General features: G+C 56.6%; 24 protein-coding genes and 1 pseudogene. 12 read left to right on the top strand and 13 right to left on the bottom strand.

All coding sequences use genetic code 11. The features are described from left to right. Positions 1–167: 167 nt before the first annotated feature. Genes ACR0K4_RS22355 through ACR0K4_RS22335 form a run of 5 tightly spaced genes read right to left on the bottom strand, consistent with a single transcriptional unit; the run spans position 168 to position 5,655 of the window. Positions 168–1,241: a LacI family DNA-binding transcriptional regulator gene (locus ACR0K4_RS22355; protein WP_480522224.1), complete on the bottom strand. Its 1,074-nt coding sequence runs from the start codon at positions 1,239–1,241 to the stop codon at positions 168–170. After that, entirely contained in the window at positions 1,201–1,758 is a 558-nt protein-coding gene (locus ACR0K4_RS22350; RefSeq protein WP_480522223.1) for a carboxymuconolactone decarboxylase family protein, read from the bottom strand. Before ACR0K4_RS22350 ends, ACR0K4_RS22355 begins: the two co-directional genes overlap by 41 nt. A 15-nt stretch (positions 1,759–1,773) precedes the next feature. Next, positions 1,774–3,366, bottom strand: coding sequence for a GMC family oxidoreductase (locus tag ACR0K4_RS22345; protein ID WP_480522222.1), 1,593 nt, complete (start codon positions 3,364–3,366; stop codon positions 1,774–1,776). Then, a complete protein-coding gene (locus ACR0K4_RS22340; protein WP_480855834.1) occupies positions 3,350–4,150 on the bottom strand; it encodes an enoyl-CoA hydratase/isomerase family protein in 801 nt (266 codons plus the stop codon). The genes ACR0K4_RS22345 and ACR0K4_RS22340 overlap by 17 nt, the downstream gene beginning before the upstream one ends. Further along, positions 4,150–5,655, bottom strand: coding sequence for an acyl CoA:acetate/3-ketoacid CoA transferase (locus ACR0K4_RS22335; RefSeq protein WP_480855833.1), 1,506 nt, complete (start codon positions 5,653–5,655; stop codon positions 4,150–4,152). The genes ACR0K4_RS22340 and ACR0K4_RS22335 overlap by 1 nt, the downstream gene beginning before the upstream one ends. A gap of 160 nt (positions 5,656–5,815) precedes the next feature. On the opposite strand from ACR0K4_RS22335, the gene ACR0K4_RS22330 reads away from it, so the two are divergent. From ACR0K4_RS22330 to ACR0K4_RS22305, 6 genes are read left to right on the top strand one after another with little or no spacing between them, the layout of a single operon-like run. Then, positions 5,816–7,072 carry an ABC transporter substrate-binding protein gene (locus ACR0K4_RS22330; RefSeq protein ID WP_480522220.1) on the top strand — a complete coding sequence of 419 codons (1,257 nt, stop codon included), beginning with the start codon at positions 5,816–5,818 and terminating at the stop codon, positions 7,070–7,072. 24 nt (positions 7,073–7,096) lie between these two features. Beyond that, the gene (locus ACR0K4_RS22325; protein WP_480855832.1) at positions 7,097–7,999 is read left to right on the top strand and encodes a carbohydrate ABC transporter permease; all 903 of its coding nucleotides are present in this window, start codon (positions 7,097–7,099) and stop codon (positions 7,997–7,999) included. Further along, positions 7,999–8,883 carry a carbohydrate ABC transporter permease gene (locus ACR0K4_RS22320; protein WP_480855831.1) on the top strand — a complete coding sequence of 295 codons (885 nt, stop codon included), beginning with the start codon at positions 7,999–8,001 and terminating at the stop codon, positions 8,881–8,883. The genes ACR0K4_RS22325 and ACR0K4_RS22320 overlap by 1 nt, the downstream gene beginning before the upstream one ends. 3 nt (positions 8,884–8,886) lie before the next feature. Continuing rightward, a complete protein-coding gene (locus ACR0K4_RS22315; protein WP_480855830.1) occupies positions 8,887–9,987 on the top strand; it encodes an ABC transporter ATP-binding protein in 1,101 nt (366 codons plus the stop codon). Between the two features lie 13 nt (positions 9,988–10,000). Next, complete coding sequence (locus ACR0K4_RS22310) at positions 10,001–10,321, top strand: Dabb family protein (protein ID WP_480855829.1); 321 nt, start codon at positions 10,001–10,003, stop codon at positions 10,319–10,321. After that, on the top strand, positions 10,318–10,833 hold the full coding sequence (locus tag ACR0K4_RS22305) for a VOC family protein (RefSeq protein WP_480855828.1): 516 nt from the start codon (positions 10,318–10,320) through the stop codon (positions 10,831–10,833). The genes ACR0K4_RS22310 and ACR0K4_RS22305 overlap by 4 nt, the downstream gene beginning before the upstream one ends. Positions 10,834–10,835: 2 nt before the next feature. Here ACR0K4_RS22305 and ACR0K4_RS22300 read toward each other — a convergent pair whose 3' ends face one another. Then, positions 10,836–11,261, bottom strand: coding sequence for a GlcG/HbpS family heme-binding protein (locus tag ACR0K4_RS22300; RefSeq protein WP_480522214.1), 426 nt, complete (start codon positions 11,259–11,261; stop codon positions 10,836–10,838). Between the two features lie 269 nt (positions 11,262–11,530). Continuing rightward, a complete protein-coding gene (locus ACR0K4_RS22295) occupies positions 11,531–12,445 on the bottom strand; it encodes a LysR family transcriptional regulator (protein ID WP_480855827.1) in 915 nt (304 codons plus the stop codon). 92 nt (positions 12,446–12,537) lie between these two features. Here ACR0K4_RS22295 and ACR0K4_RS22290 point away from each other — a divergent pair, with 92 nt between their 5' ends. The 6 genes from ACR0K4_RS22290 (at position 12,538) to ACR0K4_RS22265 (ending at position 18,769) form a co-directional block, all read left to right on the top strand. Then, positions 12,538–13,614 (top strand): ABC transporter ATP-binding protein, encoded by a 1,077-nt coding sequence (locus tag ACR0K4_RS22290; RefSeq protein WP_480522212.1) that lies wholly within the window; start codon positions 12,538–12,540, stop codon positions 13,612–13,614. 17 nt (positions 13,615–13,631) lie between these two features. Further along, a complete protein-coding gene (locus tag ACR0K4_RS22285; RefSeq protein WP_480855826.1) occupies positions 13,632–14,939 on the top strand; it encodes an ABC transporter substrate-binding protein in 1,308 nt (435 codons plus the stop codon). Between the two features lie 52 nt (positions 14,940–14,991). After that, on the top strand, positions 14,992–15,876 hold the full coding sequence (locus ACR0K4_RS22280; protein ID WP_480855825.1) for a carbohydrate ABC transporter permease: 885 nt from the start codon (positions 14,992–14,994) through the stop codon (positions 15,874–15,876). A 3-nt stretch (positions 15,877–15,879) separates the two neighbouring features. Continuing rightward, positions 15,880–16,710: a carbohydrate ABC transporter permease gene (locus tag ACR0K4_RS22275; RefSeq protein WP_480855824.1), complete on the top strand. Its 831-nt coding sequence runs from the start codon at positions 15,880–15,882 to the stop codon at positions 16,708–16,710. A 14-nt stretch (positions 16,711–16,724) separates the two neighbouring features. Further along, positions 16,725–18,248, top strand: a complete 1,524-nt coding sequence (locus ACR0K4_RS22270; RefSeq protein ID WP_480855823.1) for a sulfatase — start codon at positions 16,725–16,727, stop codon at positions 18,246–18,248. A gap of 266 nt (positions 18,249–18,514) precedes the next feature. Continuing rightward, positions 18,515–18,769 (top strand): hypothetical protein, encoded by a 255-nt coding sequence (locus ACR0K4_RS22265; RefSeq protein WP_480855822.1) that lies wholly within the window; start codon positions 18,515–18,517, stop codon positions 18,767–18,769. A 31-nt stretch (positions 18,770–18,800) separates the two neighbouring features. Here the strand turns inward: ACR0K4_RS22265 and ACR0K4_RS22260 are convergent. From ACR0K4_RS22260 to ACR0K4_RS22235, 6 genes and pseudogenes are all read right to left on the bottom strand, one after another. Next, positions 18,801–19,963 (bottom strand): annotated as a pseudogene (locus ACR0K4_RS22260) (IS3 family transposase). Between the two features lie 132 nt (positions 19,964–20,095). Then, positions 20,096–20,314: a hypothetical protein gene (locus ACR0K4_RS22255; RefSeq protein ID WP_480855821.1), complete on the bottom strand. Its 219-nt coding sequence runs from the start codon at positions 20,312–20,314 to the stop codon at positions 20,096–20,098. A 128-nt stretch (positions 20,315–20,442) separates the two neighbouring features. Beyond that, positions 20,443–20,784, bottom strand: a complete 342-nt coding sequence (locus ACR0K4_RS22250; RefSeq protein ID WP_480522205.1) for a hypothetical protein — start codon at positions 20,782–20,784, stop codon at positions 20,443–20,445. An 815-nt stretch (positions 20,785–21,599) separates the two neighbouring features. Next, positions 21,600–22,781 carry a serine hydrolase domain-containing protein gene (locus ACR0K4_RS22245; protein WP_480855820.1) on the bottom strand — a complete coding sequence of 394 codons (1,182 nt, stop codon included), beginning with the start codon at positions 22,779–22,781 and terminating at the stop codon, positions 21,600–21,602. A gap of 8 nt (positions 22,782–22,789) precedes the next feature. Then, positions 22,790–23,221, bottom strand: a complete 432-nt coding sequence (locus ACR0K4_RS22240) for a CPBP family intramembrane glutamic endopeptidase (RefSeq protein WP_480522203.1) — start codon at positions 23,219–23,221, stop codon at positions 22,790–22,792. Positions 23,222–23,400: 179 nt separating this feature from the next. Then, positions 23,401–23,592 carry a hypothetical protein gene (locus ACR0K4_RS22235; protein WP_480522202.1) on the bottom strand — a complete coding sequence of 64 codons (192 nt, stop codon included), beginning with the start codon at positions 23,590–23,592 and terminating at the stop codon, positions 23,401–23,403. Between the last annotated feature and the right edge of the window lie 194 nt (positions 23,593–23,786).

Raw genomic sequence — 23,786 nt, 5'->3', positions numbered from 1 at the left:
GATCGTCACGGTTAGCTCCTGTCATATTCCAGCCCGCGTTAACAGAACTGCGTTCGATCTGACAGGTGGGGACGGAGTTTGCGACAGAACCGGAAGCGTCGCAAGAATTCTGAAATATATCCAATCTTGGGCCGACCATTCAGAAAACCATGCTGTGTGACGCATAGTTATTTGTTGTGTGTTGCGTTCGGCACTGAAGACGAGCCGCGGGTTTTTAGTTCGGGCTTAATTTTTTGTTGAACAATTGGGTTGAGCGGGTTTTTTAGCCGATCCAGAAGGGCGATGCTGGCCAGGCGACCCAGGTTGCTTTTTGGAACATCCACGGTTGTTAGGCCGGGATTCCACAAAGCTGATTCCGGAACGTCGTCACAGCCTGTGACCGATACGTCCCGGCCGGGGCGTAAGCCGGCTTCTTGTAACGCAAGGAATGCTCCGAAGGCCAACGTATCATTATGGCAGGTCACGGCTGTAACTTCCTTGCGTGACTTCAAAAGCTCGCTCATTGCGTGGTACCCGGCTTCGCGTTGTCCAATGCATTCGATGACATATTCCCTCGGTCGAGGCAGATCACGTTCGCTGAGCGCATCCAAATAAGCCCTCACACGGTCTCTTGACGGCGACACACCGGGATTTGATCCGATATGCGCGATGTTGCGATGACCTAAGCCGATGAGGTGATCCATGATGCTGCGCATGCCTGCATAGTTGTCTCCACCGATGAAATCGACGTCGAGTCCATCAAGATCACGGGACAACATGATGACCGCAGTGGACCAAGACTGCACTGCTTTCACCATGCTGGCATCCGCGCCGGAGGCAGGACAAATCATAATGCCATCTACCGAGTATTCCCGGATGCGTTCGAGAAAAGCCTCCTGCGTTCTGGGGTTTTCATACGAGTTGGAGATGATCGTCATGTAGCCCTGACGCTCCAGCTCGGTCTGCGCCCCAGCGACAACTCCTGCAAAATAGGGGCTCTCCAAATCGTTGATCGCAATAGCGATCAATCCGGATTTCTGAGAGCGCAGAGACGCCGCGCGCCGATTGTAGACATAGCCCACTTGGCGCGCGGCTTCTTTGACGCGTTGTTTCGTATGTTCGGGAATAGAGTCCTTGTCGTTCAAAACCAACGATACTGTCGACTTTGACACACCTGCCGCGCGCGCGACGTCTGAAAGAGTAACTATGCTCGGCTCCCACTTACTCTGCTGCAGCCCGCCACTCTCGATGCGCTGTCGCATTGTCAAGCGGCGTTTTGACAATGTGGTTAGTGTAGTTTGAAAGTGTTTTGAGGCCAACGCCTAGCACAACTTCCAACACCGTCTCTTTTGTGTAACCAGCAGAGATCAATGCGGCGACATCCGCGTCCGACGGCCAGCCACGCGTGTTAACGACAACTTCCGTAAAGGCGCGGAGAGCCTCCAGTTTGGCATCCTCCAGGCTTGCGCCATCTCGGAGCGCTTCGACAATCGGCAAGTCGACGCCTTGGCTTTCCGCCTCGACAGAATGGCCTGTCATACAGTATTCGCAGCCGTTCAAGCGGCTGACCGTCATCAGCACTATTTGCCTTTCGGTATCGGAAAGCTTGGTGTTCTGAAAGAAAAGCGCTGAAAGACGCACATAGCCTTCCAGCAAAGGCGGCGCTTCGGCCATCAGCGCAAAGAGGTTTGGCACCATGCCGAATTTTTTTTGTGTGGCCTCCATCCATGGTTTGGCATCTTCGGGCGCGGTGTCATGGGTATGAATTTTAAAGTCCATTCTGATTTTCCTTTATTAAGCAGAGATACGGTTGCCACGCACAAGATCGGCGGCGCATTCCGCGATCATGACGGTAGGAGCGTTTGTGTTAGAGCCGACGATGCTGGGCATGATCGAACTGTCGCAGACCCGAAGCCCATCAAGACCGCGAAGCCGTAACTGAGGATCGACCACTGCCATGTCGTCGCTGCCCATGCGACAGGTGCCAACCGGGTGGTATCCGGTGCGCCCGTTCTGGCGCACATAGGTTTCGAGATCGGATTTACTGGTCGCACCGGGGCCGGGTGCTACTTCCATGTCCATTACATCGGCAAAGGCCGATTGGCGCATGATGTCCCGGCTGACTTCGACAGCTTCGATCGAGCCCGCGATGTCTTCAGGTTCGGCAAGATAGTTTGGATCAAGCAAAGGTTTGTCTCCTGGCTCGGACGACCGCAACCGCAGCGTTCCCCGGCTTTTGGGTCTGGTGAAATAGGCGTTGAGCGTCGCACCCACGCCAGTTGATAAGCTTTCCACGCCAGCCTCTGCGCCGACCCCAGGTAAAAAATGGAACTGTAGATCGGGAACGCCGGCTGCGTTTGAGGAATGCCAGAAGGCACCTCCTTCGGCCACGTTCGAGCTTGCGGGCCCACTGCCGAACATTGCCCATTGCAGACCGGCCCAAGCCATCCAGATCGGGTTGTCATAGCGGTTCAGCGTCTTTGTGTTCTTCAGCTTGCAGATGATGTCGATCACGAAGTGGTCTTGCAGGGCTTCACCGACGCCCGGCAAATCATGGATGACATCAACTCCGACGCTTTGGAGGTGGTCTGCCGGACCGATACCGGACAGCATCAGCAGTTTCGCAGATCCCAGCCCGCCCGAGCAGAGAAGAATTTCGCCACTCGCCTGGTAATCTCCGTCCTCAAGTCGAATTCCCGTGACCCGGCCATTCTCGACTAGAAGTTTCTGGACCTGCGTCTTGGTCTTGAGTGTCAAGTTTGGCCGATTCAGGACGGGTTTGAGGTACCCTTGCGCAGTTGAGCAGCGTCGACCGTCGCGACTGGTCGTTTGATAGATACTGGCCCCGGCTTGATCGGCGCGGTTGAAGTCGGGATTGTACGGCATGCCAAGTTCTTGGCAGGCCTGAACAAATCGGCGCGACAAGGGGTGCGGACTGGGTAAGTTGGAAACCGAAAGTGGCCCGTCCCGACCATGCCACTCTCCGCTGAGGATGCTGTTGCCCTCGGCCCGCAGGAAGTACTTTTGAATTTCGGCGAAGGACCAGCCGGGGCAGCCTTCTTCGTTCGCCCAACGGTCGTAATCAACCGGGTGTCCGCGCGTGAAGACCTGAGCATTGATCGAGCTGCCGCCACCGAGAACCTTACCCTGCGCCATCGGAATAACGCGATCATTCGCGTGCTTTTGGGGGACGGTTTCCAGCCCCCAGGTCAGCGGTCCGGTTGTCATCTTCGCGAAACCGGCGGGAATGTGGATGTAGATGTTCTTGTCCCGATCACCGGCCTCGACAAGCAGGACCTCGGCGTCCGGGTCTTCGCTCAGCCTTGTAGCCATGACGCATCCTGCGGATCCGCCGCCGACAACAATATAGTCAAATGTCGTCTTCATTGCCCTCTCCCCTGGCGGATGTGAAAATCGGTGTGCGCTTTTCCATCAATGCACGCACGCCTTCCTGACCGTCAGCACTGTATTTGCTGGCAGTTCCCGCTATTTCGTGAATAGCGTGGGCGGCGGCGGGGCCGCCGGTGAGCGCACGGAACATCTGCTTTGCTGTGGCTAAGGCATCCCCGGATTGTTTAGCTATTCTTGCTTTCAACGAAGCCATCACCGCTTCGACGTCGGTCGCAATTTCGCTCACCAGACCCCATTCCAAAGCGGTTCCGGCATCCAGCTTTCGCCCAGCCAAAACCATGTCTTTGGCGCGACCGGTGCCGACCAATGCCGATAGCCGTTCGATGCCTCGCATACCCGGGACGGCCCCGATGCTCAGCTCAGGAACCGAGAATTGCGCATCCGGATGCGCCACGCGCAAATCGGTTGCCAATGCAAGTTCAAGCCCGCCTCCGATGGCGGCGCCGTTCACCCAGGACACTGTGAAAGCGTCCAGCAGCTCGATGCGATCAATTATCCGATTTGTGGTTCTGATATATTGACGTCCCATATCCCGAGCATGAAGCTTGCCCCAGTCATTGAAAGCGCCCCCGGCGCAAAAGAAGCGATCTCCGCTACCACAGAGAACCACCATTCTTATTGAACTGTCGGTTTCGATTTCAGCCAGTTTGACCTCAAGCTCTTGCAGCAGGTCAACGGTAAGCGCATTGGCCTTGGCAGGCAGATTCAGTGTGAGACGCCCAACACCGTCGGCCACATCCAATGTGACAAGATCGTCCATCACGTGAAAACCTCTGACGGCATCAGCGCGACGTCTTCGATAATCGGCATGAAGCCCATATGGGCCAACACATCCTTTTCCAGATCGATGCCCGGCGCGATTTCCCGCAAAGCGACGCCTTCTGGCGTCAGCTGAAACACGGCCCGTTCAGTAACGTAGAGCACTTCGGCACCGCGCTTGACCGCTTCGCTCCCCGAGAAGGTGATGGCCCGCACTGCGTTGACGGCCTTTCTGACGCTGCCCTCCGCCTCGATATCAAGACCGCAGGAGGCAACCTTGATCCGTGCCCCCTTGGCCGTAAACGTTCCACAGAACAACAGCTTGGGCGTATTCTGCGAGATGTCGATGAAGCCACCGGGACCAACTGGGCTGGTACCGATATGGCTGACATTTACGTTTCCCTCTGCGTCCATTTCCGCCATGCCCAGGAAGGTGACATCAAGACCTCCGCCAGAATAGAAGTCGAACTGCGATGTTGCCGGTATGATCGCTGTCGGGCCTGAGGCGATACCAAACAAGGCCCCAGTTTCCATCACCCCGTTGTAGATGCCCTGCTCAGCACAAAGGCTCACCTTGCGGGGGTCGATTTTGGCGAACTGGGTGACTTCTGCAGACACACCAAAACCCAGATTCACGACGCCTTCTGATGGCATCTCCATGGCCGCGCGTTTGGCGATGATGCGTTTGACGCCTGTTGGCGGGGATTCCTCGGTCGGTATCGGTTTGGCGTCACCCGAGAAGTCGGGGCGATACCCGCCCCTGTAAGTCTGCTCCTGGTCCGGTACGATGGCGACGCCAGCAAGCATTGCCGAAGGCAAGGAGACCTCGCGTGCAGGCAGTGCCGGCACGGCCTTTTGCACCTGCGCAAACACTTTGCCGCCGTTGTTGTGCGCGGCTAAAGCCATTGCAAAAACATCAAGGTCCGCCGGTTCGTGGCGCGTCGAGAGATTGCCAATGTCGTCGACAGATGAGCCGCGCACGAGCGCAAAATCGATCTTGGCCGGTTTATACCGAAGATAGATTTCGCCATCGAGTGTGAGGCGTTCCACAAGACTTTCTTTGCTCAAAGCGTTAAGCGCACCACCATTGCCGGTTTTTGGATCGACAAAGGTGCCAAGCCCGGTTTTCGTGATCAATCCCGGTCGCCCAGCCCCGCTTTCGCGCAACAGCATTCCCATAACGCCGGTGGGCAGAGTATAGGCTTCGATCTGCTCGGTTTCGGCCAACTTCTGCATCTTTGGTGACCAGCTCCAGTGCCCCCCAATCACGCGCCGCACCAAACCGGGGTGTGCAAAACGGTTGACGCCGCGCGCGTCGCCGTCGCCAAGCCCGAAGGAGTGATAAAGCGTCAGGTTCCTTGGACGCCCTGTTTCAAGAAAGCGCCGTTCTATTGCCGCAAGCAGTTGATCTGGCTCCATCAATCCGCCGCCCGAGCCTGTAACTGCAACGGTCGCATCGTCGGGAATAATCTCGGCGATCTGCTCAGGCGAAAAACGTTCGACCATTTCGTTCCCTTCCGTGCGACTCAGGAGATAACAAATTACTAGATCGTTTTAGTAAATCGATCTAGTAATAGTTAACGAGTCGCTTACAGAGTTTGAACCCGCAGCACGCGGGGAGGTCAGAATTTCGGCAATTTGCCAATCAAAGTGGGAGGGAAGTGAAATGAACCGATTGATCCAAACAGTCTCGGCGCTGGCGTTCAGCACGTTTGCCATGGCCGGGGTCGCGGGGGCGGAAGGCAAGCTGGACATTCTGCACTGGTGGACATCCGGGGGTGAGCTTGAAGGCATCAAGCTGCTTCGCGAAAACGTTGAGTCCCAGGGCATCGAGTGGGTCGATGCAGCCTCTGCCGGCGGTGCGGGGTCCAACGCGCGCACTGTATTCCGGTCGCGTATTTCGGCGGGTGACCCACCGAGTGTCATGCAGGCGCTTGGCACGGAAGTGAACGAGTGGGCCGAGCAGGGCGTGTTGGGAGATCTGTCGAGTGTCGCCGCCGATGAAGGTTGGCTTGAGGTCATTCCCGGGCCTTTGCAGGAATTCGTCAATATCGACGGACGCGTGGTCTCGGTGCCTGCCGTGTGGTCGCAGATCAACTGGGTTTACGGCAACAAAGCGCTGTTCGATGAGCACGGCGTTGCGCCACCGCAAAGCTGGGCCGATCTGGAAGCAGCGGCAGAAAAATTCAAAGCCGCCGGCGTTCTACCAATCGCTCATGGCGGTCAACCCTGGCAGGATACGGCCGTTCTGGACGGTGTCCTGGTGTCAATGGACGATCCGGAGTTTTACCGTCTTGTGGCTGTCGAACAGGATCAAGAAGCGCTCCGCTCGGACAAGATGAAAGAGGTGCTGCGCCGGATGCGCTGGTTCTCAGAACAGCTCGACGATGCCAGCCCGGGCCGGGAGTGGACGGACGCACAAGCGATGGTCAAGAACGGTGAGGCTGCAATGGTCTTCATGGGCGATTGGGGCAAGTCCTGGCAAATGACCTCGGGCGGTGTGCCGGGCGAAGACTTCATCTGCTTCCCAACCCCAGGTTCTAACGACATGTTCGTTTTCCTTGCTGACTTCTTCTTCTTCCCGAAAGTTGAAGACGCAGCACAAGAGACCGCGCAGGTTGCCTTTGCCAAAGCGGTTATGGACCCGACTTTCCAGGCCGAATTCAACCTTTTGAAAGGCGGCCTGCCTGTTCGGACCGACGTACCGGGCGACCGGTTTGACATGTGCACACAAGACTCGGTCGAACGTCTGGATCGGGCGGTCGCGCGTGACGCGCTCGTACCATCCCTTGGATTTGCACATGCGGTGCGGTCGGATGTCCAAGGTGTCTTCCGCGATGTTATCGCCGAATACATGAACAATCCGTCTATGACGCCAGACGAGGCGATCGAGCTTCTGATCGACGATCTGAACCTGCTGTAAATCAGAGATCAGGAAAACACGGAAATGAGCGCCAGAAAATCCTTTCGGCAGTGGGCGGGCGAGCATACCTCCCAACTCGTCCTTGCCCCAACCGGGCTTCTGGCGCTTGTTTTCATATATGGGTTTATCGTTTTGACGATTTACCTGTCGATGAGTGAAAGCCGTATCCTGCCCGACTATACCTTTGTGGGCTTTGAACAATGGGCGCGGCTTTGGGGGTCGCGACGCTGGTGGACAGCGTTGACCAACCTTTGGGTTTTCGGTTCGCTATTCATCGGGTTTGCCATTGTCATCGGTTTGGCGCTGGCCATCTTCCTCGATCAGCAAATCCGGGCCGAAGGAGTGATCCGCACCATTTACCTGTATCCCATGGCGCTGAGTTTCATTGTGACAGGAACCGCGTGGAAATGGATCTTGAACCCCGATCTGGGGATCGAGAAGACCTTCAAAAGCCTCGGCTGGGAAAGTTTCGAGTTCAACTGGCTCGTCCAAAGCGAATTCGCGATTTACACGGTCGTCCTTGCGGCTGTCTGGCAGTCTTCCGGGTTTGTCATGGCGATCTTTCTGGCCGCTTTGCGCGGCATTGACGCCTCGATCACCCAGTCGGCCATGGTAGATGGCGCCTCGGCGTTTCGCATCTATCGCCGGATCATCATTCCACAGCTAAGACCCGCCATTTTCACCGCTGTCATCCTGCTGTTGCATATGGCAATCAAGAGCTTCGATCTTGTGATCGCCCTCACCAACGGTGGCCCCGGCAGTTCGACCGATCTTCCTGCAACGTTCATGTACGCCTTCGCGTTCGAGCGTTCGCGACTGGCCATCGGCGCAGCTTCGGCCACGATGATGCTGTTCACGGTGGTGGCAATCATTGTGCCCTACCTCTATGTCGAGCTTCGCGCACAGCAACGGGATGGGCGCGGCTGATGGTCGGTGATGCGGTTCGAGGTCAAAGGACGGCCATAGACCGACTGCTTCGGTGGTCGATTTACGCGCTGTTGATCCTGTTTGTTCTGTTCTACCTCAGCCCGCTCTACGTGATGCTGGCGACATCGGTTAAATCTATCGACGAGATCGAAACCGGTAACCTGATGGCCTTGCCGCGTGACGTCACTTGGGACGCGTGGAACGAGGCCTGGAACGTTGCGTGTATTGGCACTGATTGCCGGGGAATGGCGCCTTTCCTGCTCAATTCGCTGAAGGCGTCCCTGCCCGCCACTATAATCCCGACCCTGATCGGCGCGCTGAACGGTTATGCACTGTCGCTTTGGCGGTTCCGTGGCTCCGAGCTGTTCTTCGGTCTGTTGCTGTTCGGGGCCTTCATCCCCTACCAGATCGTCCTTCTGCCGATGGCGCAATTCCTTGGCTTCATGGGTTGGTCGTCCTCGACGCTTGGTCTGGCTTTTGTTTACTCGGTATACGGATTGCCGTTCACGACGCTCTATTTCCGGAACTTTTTTGCGGCATTCCCAGAGGATCTGGTCAACGCTGCACGGGTGGACGGCATCGGGTTCTTCCGGTTCTTCTGGCGCGTCGCTTTGCCGGTGTCGCTGCCGATCATCGTGGTCAGCGTGATCTGGCAGTTCACAAACACCTGGAACGATTTCCTGTTCGCCGCTTCCTACACTGATGCTGACAGCGCAACGGTGATGGTCGCGCTCAACAACTTCGTACAGGTGGCCACTGGTGTGAAGCGATACAACGTCGACATGGCGGCCGCGATCCTGGCCGGATTGCCAACCATCCTCGTCTATGTCGTGGCGGGGCGTTACCTGTTGCGCGGCCTGATGGCCGGAGCTGTGAAGGGATAGATCATGGGTACACTCTCGATCCGCAACCTCAACAAGTCCTTTGGCGCGCTACACATTCTAAAGGACATTTCGGTCGAAGCCGCACAGGGCGAGTTTCTTGTTCTTGTGGGCCCATCCGGCTGCGGAAAGTCCACGCTGCTTTCGGCGATTGCCGGGCTGCAAAAGATAGACAGTGGTGATATCGAGATCGATGGGCGCGATGTATCCAAGATGCCGCCCAAAGACCGTGATATCGCTATGGTTTTTCAAACCTACGCGCTCTATCCCAATCTGACCGTCGCCGAAAACATCGCTTTCCCGCTTGAAGCGCGCGGCATCGCCAAGCCCGACCGCAAGGCCGCCGTCGATCGGGTTGCTGGCATTCTGCATATCGAACCCTTGTTGAACCGCCGCCCCAAGCAACTTTCCGGCGGTCAAAGACAACGCGTGGCCATGGGGCGCGCTTTGGTGCGCGATCCCGAAATATTCCTTTTTGACGAACCCTTGTCGAACCTCGACGCGAAACTGCGCGTCGTGATGCGGACCGAGATCAAGAAACTTCATCAGCAACTTGGCACGACGATGGTCTATGTCACGCATGACCAGATCGAAGCCATGACGCTTGCCACCAAGATCGTGGTCATGAAAGACGGCGTGATCCAGCAGGTCGGCAAACCCATCGACATCTACGAACGCCCGAAAAATCAGTTCGTCGCCGGTTTTATGGGATCACCTGCGATGAATTTCCTGAGCGGAGTCGTGGCCGACGGTGGCGTTGAGATAAAACGCCCCGACGGTGGCAACGTTATTGTGCCGACGCCGGCCATGGCAGAGGTGGGTCGTCCTGTGACGCTGGGCATTCGGCCTGAAGCCCTCTCCGATGCACCCTTCGGACATGGCGAACCAAATGCGCAGATCGAATGGCCGGTGGATTTGTTGGAGCCCACAGGAGCCGAGACCATCGGCATTCTGTCTCCTCAGAACGAGGAAGAAGAAATCGTCGCGCGGTTCTCTGCCAAAACGCCGGTCTCAGCGGGTGAGGTGGCTTCGCTTCACCTCAACCTTGCAGGGCTTTGCGCCTTTGACCCAAATACTGGTGCCGCCATCTGGCACGCAGCCGCTTAACAGAGGGATAATCATGACCGGAAAAATTCTCAGACATGCCGTTATGCTTGGATTCAAGGACGGTACCACCGAGGCAGAAACGGACGAGATTGTCCGCAGGTTTCACGCGCTTCAATCGGAAGTGCCAGGCATCGAAGCTTTTGAGTGGGGCGTGAACAACTCGCCCGAGGGCCTGTCGAACGGGCTAAGCCATTTCTTCCTGCTGGATTTCGCCACCGAGGACGCTCGCGACACCTATTTGCCGCACCCGAACCACGTCAGGTTTGCCGACTGGGTGGGCCAATACGTCGAGAAGGTTACCGTGATGGATTACTGGGCGAGTGAAAAGCCATGACACCGTCGGCGCATACCCGGGGCATTCACCACATCGGCTTCACGGTCCCCGATGTCGCCGAAGCCATTACTTTCTTCGAAACAATGTTTGGTACTGTAAAAGTGCTCAGCACCGGCCGCTTCGATGTTGATGGCGACTTCATGGAAAACTGCCTCGGTAGCAAAAGAACCGCGATCCTCGAAGATTTGGTATTCCTGCGGTGCGGAGACAGCGCCAATATCGAACTGTTCCAGTTTTCTGGAGACGATGAAGACGCAGGCTATAGGCGGCCCAGCCAGATCGGCGGATTTCATGTCGCGTTTCAGGTCGATGACGCGAACGCCGCCGCCGCCCGATTGCAGAAACATGGTGTCGAGTTGCTGGAAGGGCCATCTTACATCGATGACGGTCCCTTCGAAGGTCTCACTTGGGGATATGTTCGTGCACCCTGGGGGCAACTCTTCGAACTATTCAGTTATGATTACCTTCGGTTTGAGGCGGAGTCTGAAACCAAGCTTTTTAAACCGGAGTAGATTCAACTCAGAAGACCAAGTTTAGATAGTGCGGTTTCGGCACATTCTATATCTTCCGGTCCAGCGGCACCCGAGACACCTACGGCACCGATAAGCTGGCCATCTTCGAAAATCGGCACGCCACCGTCCCACGCGCATAACCCAGGCCGATTGCCAGCCCCCATGGCCAACTCAGGCGAGGAACTCATTCGTTCAAAAAATGCGCGGCTGGATTTCCCCAGCGTCGCAGTGAACGCCTTGTCTTTGGCGAAAGTAGAAACTGCGGCCGGCACCCCATCCATTCTCGCGCTGGCGACGACTTGACCGGACGGATCCAAGACGGAAATAGCCACGCTCCAAGAGTTTGCCGAAGCATGGTCGATAGCATGATCAATGACTTGCCGCGCCGAACGACAGGAGATCACTTGTTGAGGTTTTGCATGGGGCATGTTGCGGGTCTCCTTTATAACTAAATGGTTACATAATTTTCTTCAAATTTTCAATACCTCACATTAACGAATAAGCCTAAAGCTCTCCGGCCAAACTGAGGCCAAATTCAATTTGATGAGCGCCGAGATAGACCATTTCGATCGGGATCGGGCAGCCATAGCTTTTGAGCATCTTGCTCCTGACATTTTTGAGTGCGCGCTACCAGAAATGCACTCGACCTGGCTGGCATGGGAGAAGCTTGCGTCAAAACCTGGGACGAAACCCGCTGTTATTTGTCCATGCAGCAAGAGCGCGCGCGCGTGATCAGGTCCTTGATCGGAGGAAGCTCTACGATGCTGGATCGAACGGCATATCCGCTGATGACGCGACCGGGCCGTGCAGTGAAGGGCAGTTTGACAAGGCCATTTCTCGAGAGTTCCTGGTCAAGCGCATCAACGGCGAAGATGACATGGTCGCTGGCGCGGGCAACGGCCATCATCGCCGTGAGTGACATGATCCGGAGCGAGAATTGCCGTGAGGATACAGCCATGCGCTGTGCCCAGTTTTGAACGTTCCCCTCAAGTTTGTCGTCACTGGAAAAACCGATCCAGGGATAGTCGGCCAACAGCTCAGCTTGGGGCGTGCCCACCGAAAGCAAGGGATGCCCTTGCCGGACAAAGACCTGCAGTTCCATTTCAAGCAGGGGTTCGCAATGCACGCCGGGTCTGTCGAATTCCTCGGACAACACCCCGAAGTAAATGTCAAAGTGCCCGTCGATCATTCGGGGCACCAGATAATCCCCTGACCCGGTGACTATATCCAGACGGATCTGTGGGTGGTCGGCACAAAAGCCCGGCAGGATCTCGGGCAGCAGTTTAACGTTCCAGACGGGCCCTGAGCCGATGCGCAGTTCGACATCCGTCAGCGAGGCCGAGTTCTGGATTTCGGACGTCGCAAAATCAACTTCGCGGGTCAGCCATCGGGTGCGCTTGCGCAGTGCCTCGGCGGTTGGCATCGGGCGCAGGCCCTGGGGCGTTCGCTCGAACAGTTGCACTCCGAAATCTGCCTCGAGCTGCGCAATGCTCTTAGACACGGCTGATTGAGTGATGCCAATCGCCTCAGCGGCGGCAGTGGTGCTGGCTGTGTCGTAGACGGCGGCAAAGACGCGCAGCTTACGGGGCAGGAGGTCAGGTGTATTCCTCATATTCATCCCCTGCTGAATTTTATGAATTTGATTCTAGCCGTGAGACGGGGGACAAAACAAGGTGGAAAGACCAACAAGTCAGGACTTACCCAGTGAATTCGGTGGAGCTAAGACGCATCGAGAAACGTTATGGCGCGGTCGAAGTGATCTCGGACCTGTCGCTGGCGATCCGCAACGGTGAGTTCATCGTGCTCCTGGGCCCGTCGGGTTGCGGCAAGTCTACGCTGCTGCGGATGATTGCCGGGCTTGAGGAAATCTCGGGCGGTGAGATCGCGATCGGCGGTGCGGTCGTCAACAATATCGCCGCGCGGGACCGGGATGTGGCGATGGTGTTCCAGAATTATGCTCTCTATCCGCATATGAGTGTGGCCGAGAATATGGGCTTTGCGCTGAAGATGCGGAACACCGACGCGGCCGAGATCGCGCGGCGCGTGAACGAGGCCGCAGAAATTTTGGGGCTGCAAGACCTGCTGGCGCGGAAACCCCGTGCATTATCAGGTGGTCAGCGGCAGCGCGTGGCGATGGGGCGCGCGATTGTGCGCGATCCCAAAGTCTTTCTGTTCGATGAGCCGTTGTCGAACCTCGATGCCAAACTGCGCGCCAGAATGCGCGTCGAGATCGAACAGTTGCACCGCCGACTTGGTGCAACCTCGGTCTTTGTCACGCATGATCAGGTTGAGGCGATGACAATGGCCGACCGCATCGTGCTGATGAATGACGGCGTGATTCAGCAGGTTGGCAAACCGACTGATTTGTATGACCGGCCAGAGAACCTGTTTGTCGCCGAATTCATCGGTGCGCCACAAATGAACCTTGTGTCAGGCACGTTGGCGAAAACGCCTGACGGTCTGGTGTTGCGCCTTGAACATGGCGGTCAGGTTGCGCTTGGTTCGCTGGAAGCCCCGACGCAGGACCCCGTGATCTGCGGGTTCCGCCCCGAGCATCTGGATATTGCGCCCGGTGGCGACGGATCTGAGACCGTCGTGGCGACCGAGTCACTGGGGCATCAGACGATCATTCATTGTGATGGGATTATGGGGCGGGTGGCCGCCTTGATCGACCGCGCGCAAGACGCGGCGCTGACACTGGATACGCCTGTCACCATTACGCCCCGACCGGGGCAATTCCATCTGTTCAGCGCCAAGACAGGACAGCGCCTGAACGGCTGACAGCGGAGGAGATGACAATGCTGAAAACACTGAGAAACACGGCCGCCGCCGTGCTTCTGACCGGGCTGCCCGCAGGGGCCTGGGCCGAAGCCGATATACAGATGATTATCAACCAATCACCCTGGTATCCCGGCTTTGAGGCCACGGTCGAAGCCTATGAAGAGGCCACTGGCAACAAGGTCAATATCGAAGCGGTGCCGTTCCCGGTGCTGCTGGAGAAGTCCCGCAACTCGGTTCGGGCGGATGAAGGGATCTATGATCTGCTGACAATCAACGCGCTCGGCATCATCGAAATGTACGAAGGCGGGTTCCTTGAGGCCGTCTCGGATATCGACCCCGATTACAAGCTGCGTGATGACATCTCGGATTTCGGCGGCTCGGTTTATTGGGACGAGGCCAGCAAATCCATCGGCAGCGGCAAGCTGATGGCCCTGCCGATGGCCGGGGTGATCCAGTTGTTGTATTACCGCGCCGACCTCTATGAGGAAGCCGGGCTGGAGGTTCCGACCACATGGGAAGAGCTGATGGCCAATGCCAAGGCGCTGCACAATCCGCCCGAGCGCGTGGGCTTTACCGTGCGCGGCTCGCGTCAGAATGTGGGCTGGAACGCGATGCCCTATATCTACAGCCACGGCGGAACAATCTTTGCCGATGAAGCTAGCGGCGACTACTCGGTCACGTTCAACAGCCCCGAGGCACTGGCCGCGCTGCAAACCTTTCTGAGCTTTGCCAATGATGTCGGCCCCGACGATCCGGGCGCGACCGGTCAGGCCGAGATGATACAGTTCATGGCCACAGGACGCTCGGCCCATACGATCATGGTCAACGCGGCCTGGGCCGGGCTGGAGGACCCGTCCAAATCTATCGTCGCGGGCAAAGTCGGCGTGGCCGAGATCCCCTCGGTCGCGGGCGAGCAGAACTACAGCTCCACCGGGCATTTCATCGGCGGCATTCCCAAAAACATCCCCGATGACAAGAAGCAGGCCGCGCTTGCCTTCATGAAATGGCTCAACACGCCCGAAGGGCAGCGCGCCATGATCGAAAACGGCTCGGTTCCCGTGTCCATCGGGTTGGGGGCGTCGGATTTTGACGACCCCGAGAAATACCGTTTTCTGGATGCCACCGCACAGAACGCCAAGAACGCGCTGTTCTATGCGGCGGTGCCGGAGCGCAACGAGATCAACTCGATCATCGATCTGCATCTGAACCTTGCGGTGATCGGGGACATGACGGCGGCCGAGGCATTGAACAAGGCGGCGGCGGAAATCCACGCGGTGATGGAGCGGGAAGGCTACGCCACAGGCAAGCTGCCGGACCTGCAGTAAGCCAACCGGCCCTGGCGCGCGCGCCGGGGTCATCCCCTGAAGGACGGATCAAATGATCGGCGACCGAAGCTGGAAACTGCTGTCTCTGGGCCCGCTGGCAACATTGCTGGTGGTGTTCACCATGTTGCCGATCCTTCAGATTGTCTGGATGGTGTTTCATCAGCTTGAATGGGTTGATGGTGAGGCTGTGACCACCTTTGTCGGCCTTGATAATGTCCGCAGGTTTCAGGCCGATCTGTTCTACTGGCCCGGCCTGTGGAACACGCTGTATTTTGCCTTTTTTGCAGTGGTGATCCAGTTTGCCATCGGCCTGTCGTTGGCGCTTGCGGTGTCTGGAATGAAGGGCTGGGTGCGGGTCGCGGCGATCTTTGTAATGCTGCTGCCGGTGGTGACGCCGCCCATCGTGATCGGCGCGGTCTGGAACCTGCTTTACAATGCCGATTTTGGGGCGATCAATCTGGCTTTGACGACACTTGGACTGCCGAAACAGAACTGGCTGGCCAGCCAGTCGGCGGCACTCTGGGCAGTGATCATCGTCGATATCTGGCACTGGACGCCGTTTGTGTTCCTGCTGATGCTGACCGGGCGCGAGGGCTTGCCGGAAGAGGTTTACGAGGCCGCCGAACTGGACGCCCGCAGCCGCTGGCAGGTATTGCGCTATATCACGCTGCCGCTAATGATGCCGGTCATAATCTCGACCCTGATCCTGCGCATGATCCTGTCGTTCAAGGTGTTTGACGAGATTTACCTGCTGACCTCGGGCGGACCGGGGACCTCGACCGAGGTGGTCAGCCTGTCGATCCAGCGCGCCTATTTCACGCAGGACGATATCGGGCTGGGCTCGGTGATGTCGCTGTTCACCCTGGTCGTCGTTGCAACGCTGGCGCTGGTGACGCTGTGGCTGCAGCGCCGTTTCGTGCAAAAGACCGAGGGGTGAGTCATGGCGCATTCGCACCGATCCTCTGGCCTGTCCGCACTCGCCCTTGTGGTGATTTACGGAATTCTGGTGCTGGTGCCCTTTGTCTGGATCGTCACCATTGCGTTCAAAACACAGATATCGATCCTGTTGGGGCAGGTCGTCTTTACGCCGGTCTGGACCAATTTCGAGGAATTGCTGTTTGGAAAATCCTCGCAATACCTGTCCAGCCTCAAGAACTCGATCATCGTGTCGGTGATCTCGACCGCGCTTGTGCTGGCGATCTCGACTATGGCGGTGTTCACGCTGTTCCGCCTGAAGGTCGGGCGTTGGGTGCGGTTTGCGCTGTTCACCTGGGCGATGATCTTTCACATCCTGCCGCCGATCACCTTTATCGGCATCTGGTTCGTGCAACTACTGTCCGTGGGCCTGCTGGACACGCTGACCGGGCTGATACTTGCAGAAACCGTGCTGCACCTGCCGCTGGCGTTGTGGCTGATGTTCAGCTTCATCCACGAAGTGCCCGAGGAACTGCTGGAATCCGGCCGTCTGGACGGGTGCCGCGATGTTGATCTGTTCCGGCAGATCGTTTTGCCCTTGCTCAGACCCGCAATGATCGCGGCGGGGGTGCTGGTATTCATCTTCATCTGGAACGATTTCATCGTGGCAGTGAACCTGACCTCGAGCGCAACCCAGACGATCCCGGTCACCATCTCAAGCTATGCGCAGGAATATGACATCCGGTTTGGCGAGATGGCGGCGGGCTCGGTCCTGTCGGTGATCCCGGCGCTGGTCTTTGTTCTGATCGGCCAGAAATACATCATCCGTGGCCTGCTGTCCGGCAGCCTGAAATAACAGTGAGGGTCTTCATGAAAGTTCTCTTTGTCCTGTTCGACAGCCTGAACCGCAACGCGTTGGGGGCCTATGGCGGCACCCGCATGGCCACACCCAATTTCGACCGCTTTGCGGCCAGATCCGTGCGGTTCGACAATCACTATGTCGGCTCGATGCCCTGCATGCCTGCGCGCCGTGATCTGCATACAGGACGGCTGAACTTCATGCATCGCAGTTGGGGGCCGCTGGAACCCTTTGACAATTCGATGATCCGCGAGCTGAAATCCTCGGACATCTGGACCCATATGATCACCGATCACGCCCATTACTGGATGGAAGGGGGCGCGACCTATCACACCCAGTATTCCAGTTTCGATTTCATCCGGGGGCAGGAAAAAGACCGCTGGAAGGCCATGGTGCAGCCGCCGTTGGAGCGCTGGCGCGAGATGTATCACCCGCAACAGATTCAGGGGATGGACGAAAAATACGTCCCCTACATGATCAGCCGCGACCACCAGCCAACCGAGGCAGATATGCCGCTGGCCAAATGCATGGCCTCGGCTTTCGAGTTTCTGAACACCAACGCGGACAAGGATGGTTGGTTCTGCCATCTGGAATGTTTCGACCCGCACGAACCCTTCTGGTCGCCCGAGCGGTTCCAGGGACGGCGTGACAGCGGCTACGAAGGCCCGATCCTCGACTGGCCGCGCTATGACAAGGTCAGCGAAAGCGCCGAGGAAATCGAAGAGTTGCGCAACAATTACGCCGGACTTGTCGAGATGTGTGACGAGTATTTCGGGCGCTTGCTGGATCACATGGACAAGCATGATATGTGGAAGGATACAGTGGTGATCCTGACCACCGATCACGGCTTCCTGCTTGGCGAACATGAGTGGTGGGCCAAGAACATCACGCCCTATTACAACGAAATCGCCCATATCCCGCTGATGATCTATCACCCTGATCATGCAGATCAGGGCGGCACGTCCCGTCAGGCCCTGACGCAAACCATGGATCTGATGCCCACGATCCTGTCACTGTTCGAAACCCCTATGCCCGAGGGGGTAGAGGGCAGGGACCTGACGCCCTTGCTGGCCGCAGACGGGCCGGGGCACGAAGCTGTAGCCTATGGAATTTTCGGCGGATCCGTAAACATCACCGACGGGCGCTATACGTATTTCCGTTATCCCGATGATATAGCTGATCAGGAAATCTATGAATACACGCTGATGCCCACGCATCTGGAAGAGGCATTCTCGGTCGACAATCTGGCGCAGATGGATTTGTCCGCGCCCATGGATTATGCGCAGGGATTACGGGTGATGAAGATCCCGGCGCGCAAGGCCGAAGACGGCGATATCGACGTGCCCTGCATGGGTACGCCGCGCGAAACGACAACAGTTCTCTATGACCTGCATAGCGATCCCGGCCAATACAACCCCATCGATGCGCCCAAAGTCACGCAGCGGCTCGAAATTCAGCTAAGGGAAATCCTGACGCGCAATCAGGTGCCTGAAGAGGCGTTCAAACGGATCGGATTGCTGCCTTATGACCTCTGATCCAAAGAAAAGGTGTTCCCGGTTTTTGAGAACCCGTTGGGTTTGTCGCGGATGCTGACGCTTGGAACTCGCACTTTTTCTACACTGTTGACGAGAATCCAACGTTGAAAGCCTGTCTAAGATGGCACGCAACGACGTGCGCGCTCGGATGTTCGTAGACTCAGGAGTGGTGTCAAAAACAGCCCGGCCATCCTATGGGTCTTCGCTCGAAAGCATTCGAACAACTGGCCCCTGAATGAAGCTGCCATCGTTTTGAGGGTACAGCAATGCCAACAACACCACTGCCCGAATGGCTAACACCGCTGGCTGCAAAACATGGATTGCGAGCTTTAGTGAGAAATATGCATAGCCACTGCAATATTTCTTACGGGCATGGAGGCCTTGAAAGGGCGCTGCGCAACGCAGCAAGACAGCTGGATTTCGTATCTGTGACCGGGCATGCACATTGGCCTGACATGCCTGTTGCCGATCCAAGCGTGGCCCATATCGTGGACTTTCACACCAAAGGTTTTGCAGGTTGATCAGCCCCACTTGTGTGGTCCAATTTGACTGTTAGTGCATGACCGGTCTTTGGTCCATTTAACGATGGTTTCCGGGGCCGGCTGTATATATCCCAGTGCACTGTGGGGCCGCTTTGTGTTGTAGTGTCCCCTCCATTGTTCGATCAGAATTTTAGCTTCGCACAGGCTGTAGAAGACTTAACCGTTGAGCAGCTCATCCCTGAACCGGCCATTGAAGCTTTCACAATATCCGTTCTCCCGCGGGCTCCCGGGTTCAATGTAAGCTGTCTGGGTGCCGACGGAGTAATCCAGTCTCTGACGGCCTGGGCAACAAATTCCGGCCCGTTATCTGAACGGATAAAACCGGGTGCGCCACGAGAGATGAACACATCCGTCAGGGCATCGATCACATCGACAGAGTTCAGCTTGCGCTTCACTTTAATCGCCAGGCGCTCCCGGCTGTGCTCATCAAGGATGTTCAGGGTCCGGAACGCTTTGCCATCGTCGGTTCGACAATGAACGAAGTCATACGACCACACGTGGTTGCGATACTTCGACCTCAGCCGAACACACAAGCCATCGTTCAGCCAGAGCCGCCCTTTCTTCGGTTGTTTCACGGGCATTTTCAGACCCTCTCGCCGCCAAGGCCGTTCAACCCGCCCATCACTGACAGACGAGCCGGCCTCTCTTAGCAGCGCAGCGATCCTGCGATAAACATATCGGCCGTATTGACGGGTCAGCTCAATCATGTCGGCCACCAGCCGGGCTTCGTCTGCGCGACCTTTTGGGATGCGCCGTTGCGTGGACCGTTGTTGTCCCAGCACGCGGCAGGCGCGTCGCTCAGATACTTTGAGTTGGCTGCGGACATAATCGATGCAGGCACGACGACGAGCGGGGATCAGTAGGGCTTCGCGTTCAGGGCTACAAACCATCCACTGGATGGTTTGCTTTACGACCTTCATCCTTTGTGGCTTCCGTCAGAATCAGTTTGTCCAGCGTCAGATCAGACACCGCGCGCCGCAGTCGCTCGTTGTTCCGCCTGACAAACGATCCCCCGGATCGTTTGCTTGAATGGCTCTGATGCTGAAGCGGCTTCAGTTCTTTCAACTGATCTAAACCCATTCCGCCGTACTTATTTCGCCAGCGGTAATAGGTCTATTCAACAACACCAATCTGCCTGATCGCATCAAGACGGGACATGCCTAGCCCCATCAGAACTTCAACCTGCCGTCACTTCGAGACAATCTCTTCGGGCTTTGGCCTCTTCTTTACCATTCATGGCCCTCCGTTTCCTAGACACAACGGTGGACCAGTTCAGTTGGGGAGGCTCAGATTCTGACCTGACTTTCATTTGGTAGCAGCTTCCTGGATATGGTCGCCTGCACGGTGCACCACGGACGACGCAGGGACGACTTTCACAGCTTGCGTCCCATTTTCACGCTCGCAAATATAAATAATGTGAGGTGTACTTTCGGCATCACCCGCGCGAATAAAGTCCACATAGTGATCCCCTCCCGCAGCGATGCAGGTCACTTTCCAGTTTGTGATGGCCTGTTCCTCCGTCATAGACCAGCACATGCCAGGCATGATGGTCATGGTAACAAGAAGAATTTTTATTGATCTTTACCCTATTTATTCTTGAACATTTAGACTCATCTTCCCCACTCACCTGTGTGGAGACGAATTGTATTGGATCATCCCGCCCACCGAAACGGGCCACTACCTGATTGCACCAGTTGCTCATCTTTTAATTCTGGTTCGGGCTTTTGTGCATCCAAGACATGCCTGTCTTTCGCTAGCTGGTCCGTCTGATATACACAGATTGCACGCTGGAATATTTTCTCGGCCAACAGCGACGTGTCATTGGTTTGCTTGCGACGGTCCAATTCTCGGGATAGCTCTCGTAAAACGCCTGAAGGCAAGCTCTTTACTACTGTGTCGAGAGCTGATTTCAACCCGGCATGTCCCTGGTCGAGGCCCTGCTGATACGCGGTGCTCGACTTAGAGCAAGCCGGCACAAAAAACTCCAAACTCATCAAATACCACTCTTTCACTTACCAGGACGTTCTACACCCGGCGCCGCACACTCATTACAAATTCTGTTTTCGTGATGAACTTTGGCGACTAGCTGGTCGGAAATGGGAAGTTCTCAATTCACAGGAATAGTTTACGCCACGTCATCCAGTGCAGAGCCAAACACAGTGCGAAACAAACCACAGGAGAGTCCAAAGAGTGGGCTCCCTTTTTCTATGCCGCCAGCCGTCAGTGTATCCATTTGGTTTTCAGTGCGTTCCAACTGCTCCTGTCGAGGCGGGTCTCTCCGATCGTGTCACCGTCGGCAACCATTTGATCAGTCCAGAAGTTTGTTGAACCTAATTTGATGAAGACTATCGCACTGTTTTATGCTTTAGGGACAAACCTAATTTCGAATCCAGCAAACGCCCGGAAGAGCAACGGCAGGAAAGTCTCGTGTCTTTCCTGTTCGCGGCACGCGAAGCGAACGGCGGTTGCTGCGCTTGCATCCGTTCTACGTTCTTCTACTGGTTTGCCGTTCGCACATGATGTGATCCGGGTCGAAAGATAACAATCCCGTCGCAAATAATCTGATCACATTCGCAAATAATGTGCGTTTGGCACTCTGGACAGCGTCAATTAATTCGAGCGAGAACCCGGGATGTTTGCAATCCGAGCGCTGGGTGAGTGCAATCCGTTGCAGCTAGTGTTCCTTGGTGCTTGTTGCCTTCAATTCAATCAGGAGCAGTTTTCAGAATGATCTCTTTGAAAGTTTGCAACGGAACCTGGCCAAGAACCTCTTAACGCAGATTTCTGGCCCTATCCGCAACTAACACACTTACCTTTTTCTTTTTGTTTCAGGCTCTTTGATCAGTGTAGCGGCTAAAGCCGTTTCAAGACTGCTCACGAGGTCGCGGTTGACCCCCTCCATCCTGATGTCCGAGTTGATCTGAAACGCCACTGTAATCCCGGACTGCGGATAGTGCCGTAAGCTTGAGACATATCCTGGAATCCAGCCTCCGTGCCCGTAGACCGGCCCTAGTGGCGCATCCGAATAAATCGCGACACCTCTGCCATAGAGTACACCCGGTATGCCCGGATCTACCGGTACGCCCGCCAGCAGCCGGTCCAGATAGGGTCCGTCCAATGCCTGCCCGGTAAAGAGGGCGTGCCCCCATCGCGCGAGGTCGAGCGACGTGGCGGCAAACCCTCCGCCCGTCCACTCAATAGCCGGGTTCCACAGCAGAGTCCCTTGGTCGTCCATCGTGCGGGGCGGCAAGCCGAAGGGGTTAGTTGCCTCGGTATACCCGACGGCCAGCCCTTGAATGTTCGTTTTGTCAGAAGGCGTCACCCCGGTCAGGGCAAGCGGGGTCAACAGCCGATTTTGCGCAAGGGTAAAGACATCCTCATCGGTGACCTCTTCGATCACCAGCCCCAGCAACAGATAGCCTGTGTCGCTATAGGACCAACCGGCTCCTGCCGGAAAGAGCGGGTCTGTGTCCAAGACCAGCGCGATGGCCTGTTCCGGTGAGGCCTGACCCGTCCTGCTCAATGCGATCAGAGTTTTGGCCGCACCCTCCATATGCACGTGGTCGGGTATGCCTGCGCTATGGGTTAGCAATTGCCCTAGCGTCAAGTCCTGTGCATTCGGAAGGCGGTGGAACCATGGCAGATGACCCAGATGGTCAGATACAAGGTCCGTTTGATTGAAGAGCCCGTCGTGTTCCAGAGACAGGAACAAAGCCCCCCAGATCGTCTTGCCAATACTTGCCGCCAGCATTCGGCTGTCCGGAGTCATCGGTTTCTGCAACTCCACATCCGCAAACCCCACCGCGACCGACCCGGTTGTTCCGTCAGCCAGAACATAGGCGGCGGTTGCTCCGGGGAACCCGTAGTCGGCGCGAAACGCAGCGAGAACCTCTGTCAGTCTGGCATCCAGATCATCATTTGTCTGGGCCAGCGCGGCAGGTATGACAAGCAGGCTTAGCGCCAGTACGATGGGACCAAACAAGTGCATCATCAGTCTCGCTAACCGTGTATCACCTGTGTCACAGCACCTGTGTGGAACAGCATTGTGTCTCGGTTCCAGAATACGACCAGTCCTGTCACCACGATCAGAATCCATGTGTCATAGGGCTGGGCATCTGGCCAGAACGGTTTGATCAACTGCCAGTGAAACAGCATGGGCCAGAGCAAACTGCCACGACTTGAGTTGAAAATTGGCGTGACCAGAATGCTCAGTGTGATATTGCCCAGAAAGAAGGGCAAGAAGTTCCAATCCGCAAACACCACGCCGCACAGGAAGAAAGCGGGCAGTTGCCATAGGTCCCAGATCGCACCGATAATTGCCCGGGCCCAGACAGGGGCCATGCGCCGTTGCAGCAAGGGTTGTGCAAAGCCACGCCAGCCGAGCTCTTCTATTGGGCCGAGAAACAGCATCAGAAAAAACAGCGCCACCATGGATCCTGCTTCACCGAGCGGGATGGGGCCAGAACAGTCCCGCCTTTGATCAGCGAACCGAGGACAAAAACCATGGGGAGGCCGATCAGGATAACTACGGCCCATAGCGGCGAGCCACGCCACAGCAACAATCGGGACAGAAATAGTTTCAATCCGCGCAACCCTGCAAAGGCCAGCACCTATACAACAGCGGACAGAGCCGGGGCCCAGGTGGCCAGAAAGAACAACGGATGAGCGCCGCTAAGGGCACGGAACCTTGCGGTCGCCCAATCGGGGGCGGAGATATACATCCCAACCACGCCCCAGGTTACGGCAAAGGTCAGGGCGAAGAAACCCGTTAGCGTGGGGGGCGAAGTGGTGAGGGTTGTCAAGATATCTCTCCTTGTGGCCGGAAACCTCCAACAGATCAGAACGATCCCTGAGGCCCGATATCCCGGCGCAACAAGGCATGACTTACTTCACCACCTGCACCGAGTGCCCTGCCACTCCACGGTGCCTGACGCGACGAACTGCGCGGCCAGTTGCGACCCCATGTCGGTCAGATCGGTTTCAGGCCCCGCGAACC

It is taken from the genome of Ruegeria sp. K11 (assembly GCF_056531905.1).
Note: the sequence above shows the minus strand (reverse complement) of the source record. Positions and strands in the feature narration are given on the sequence as shown.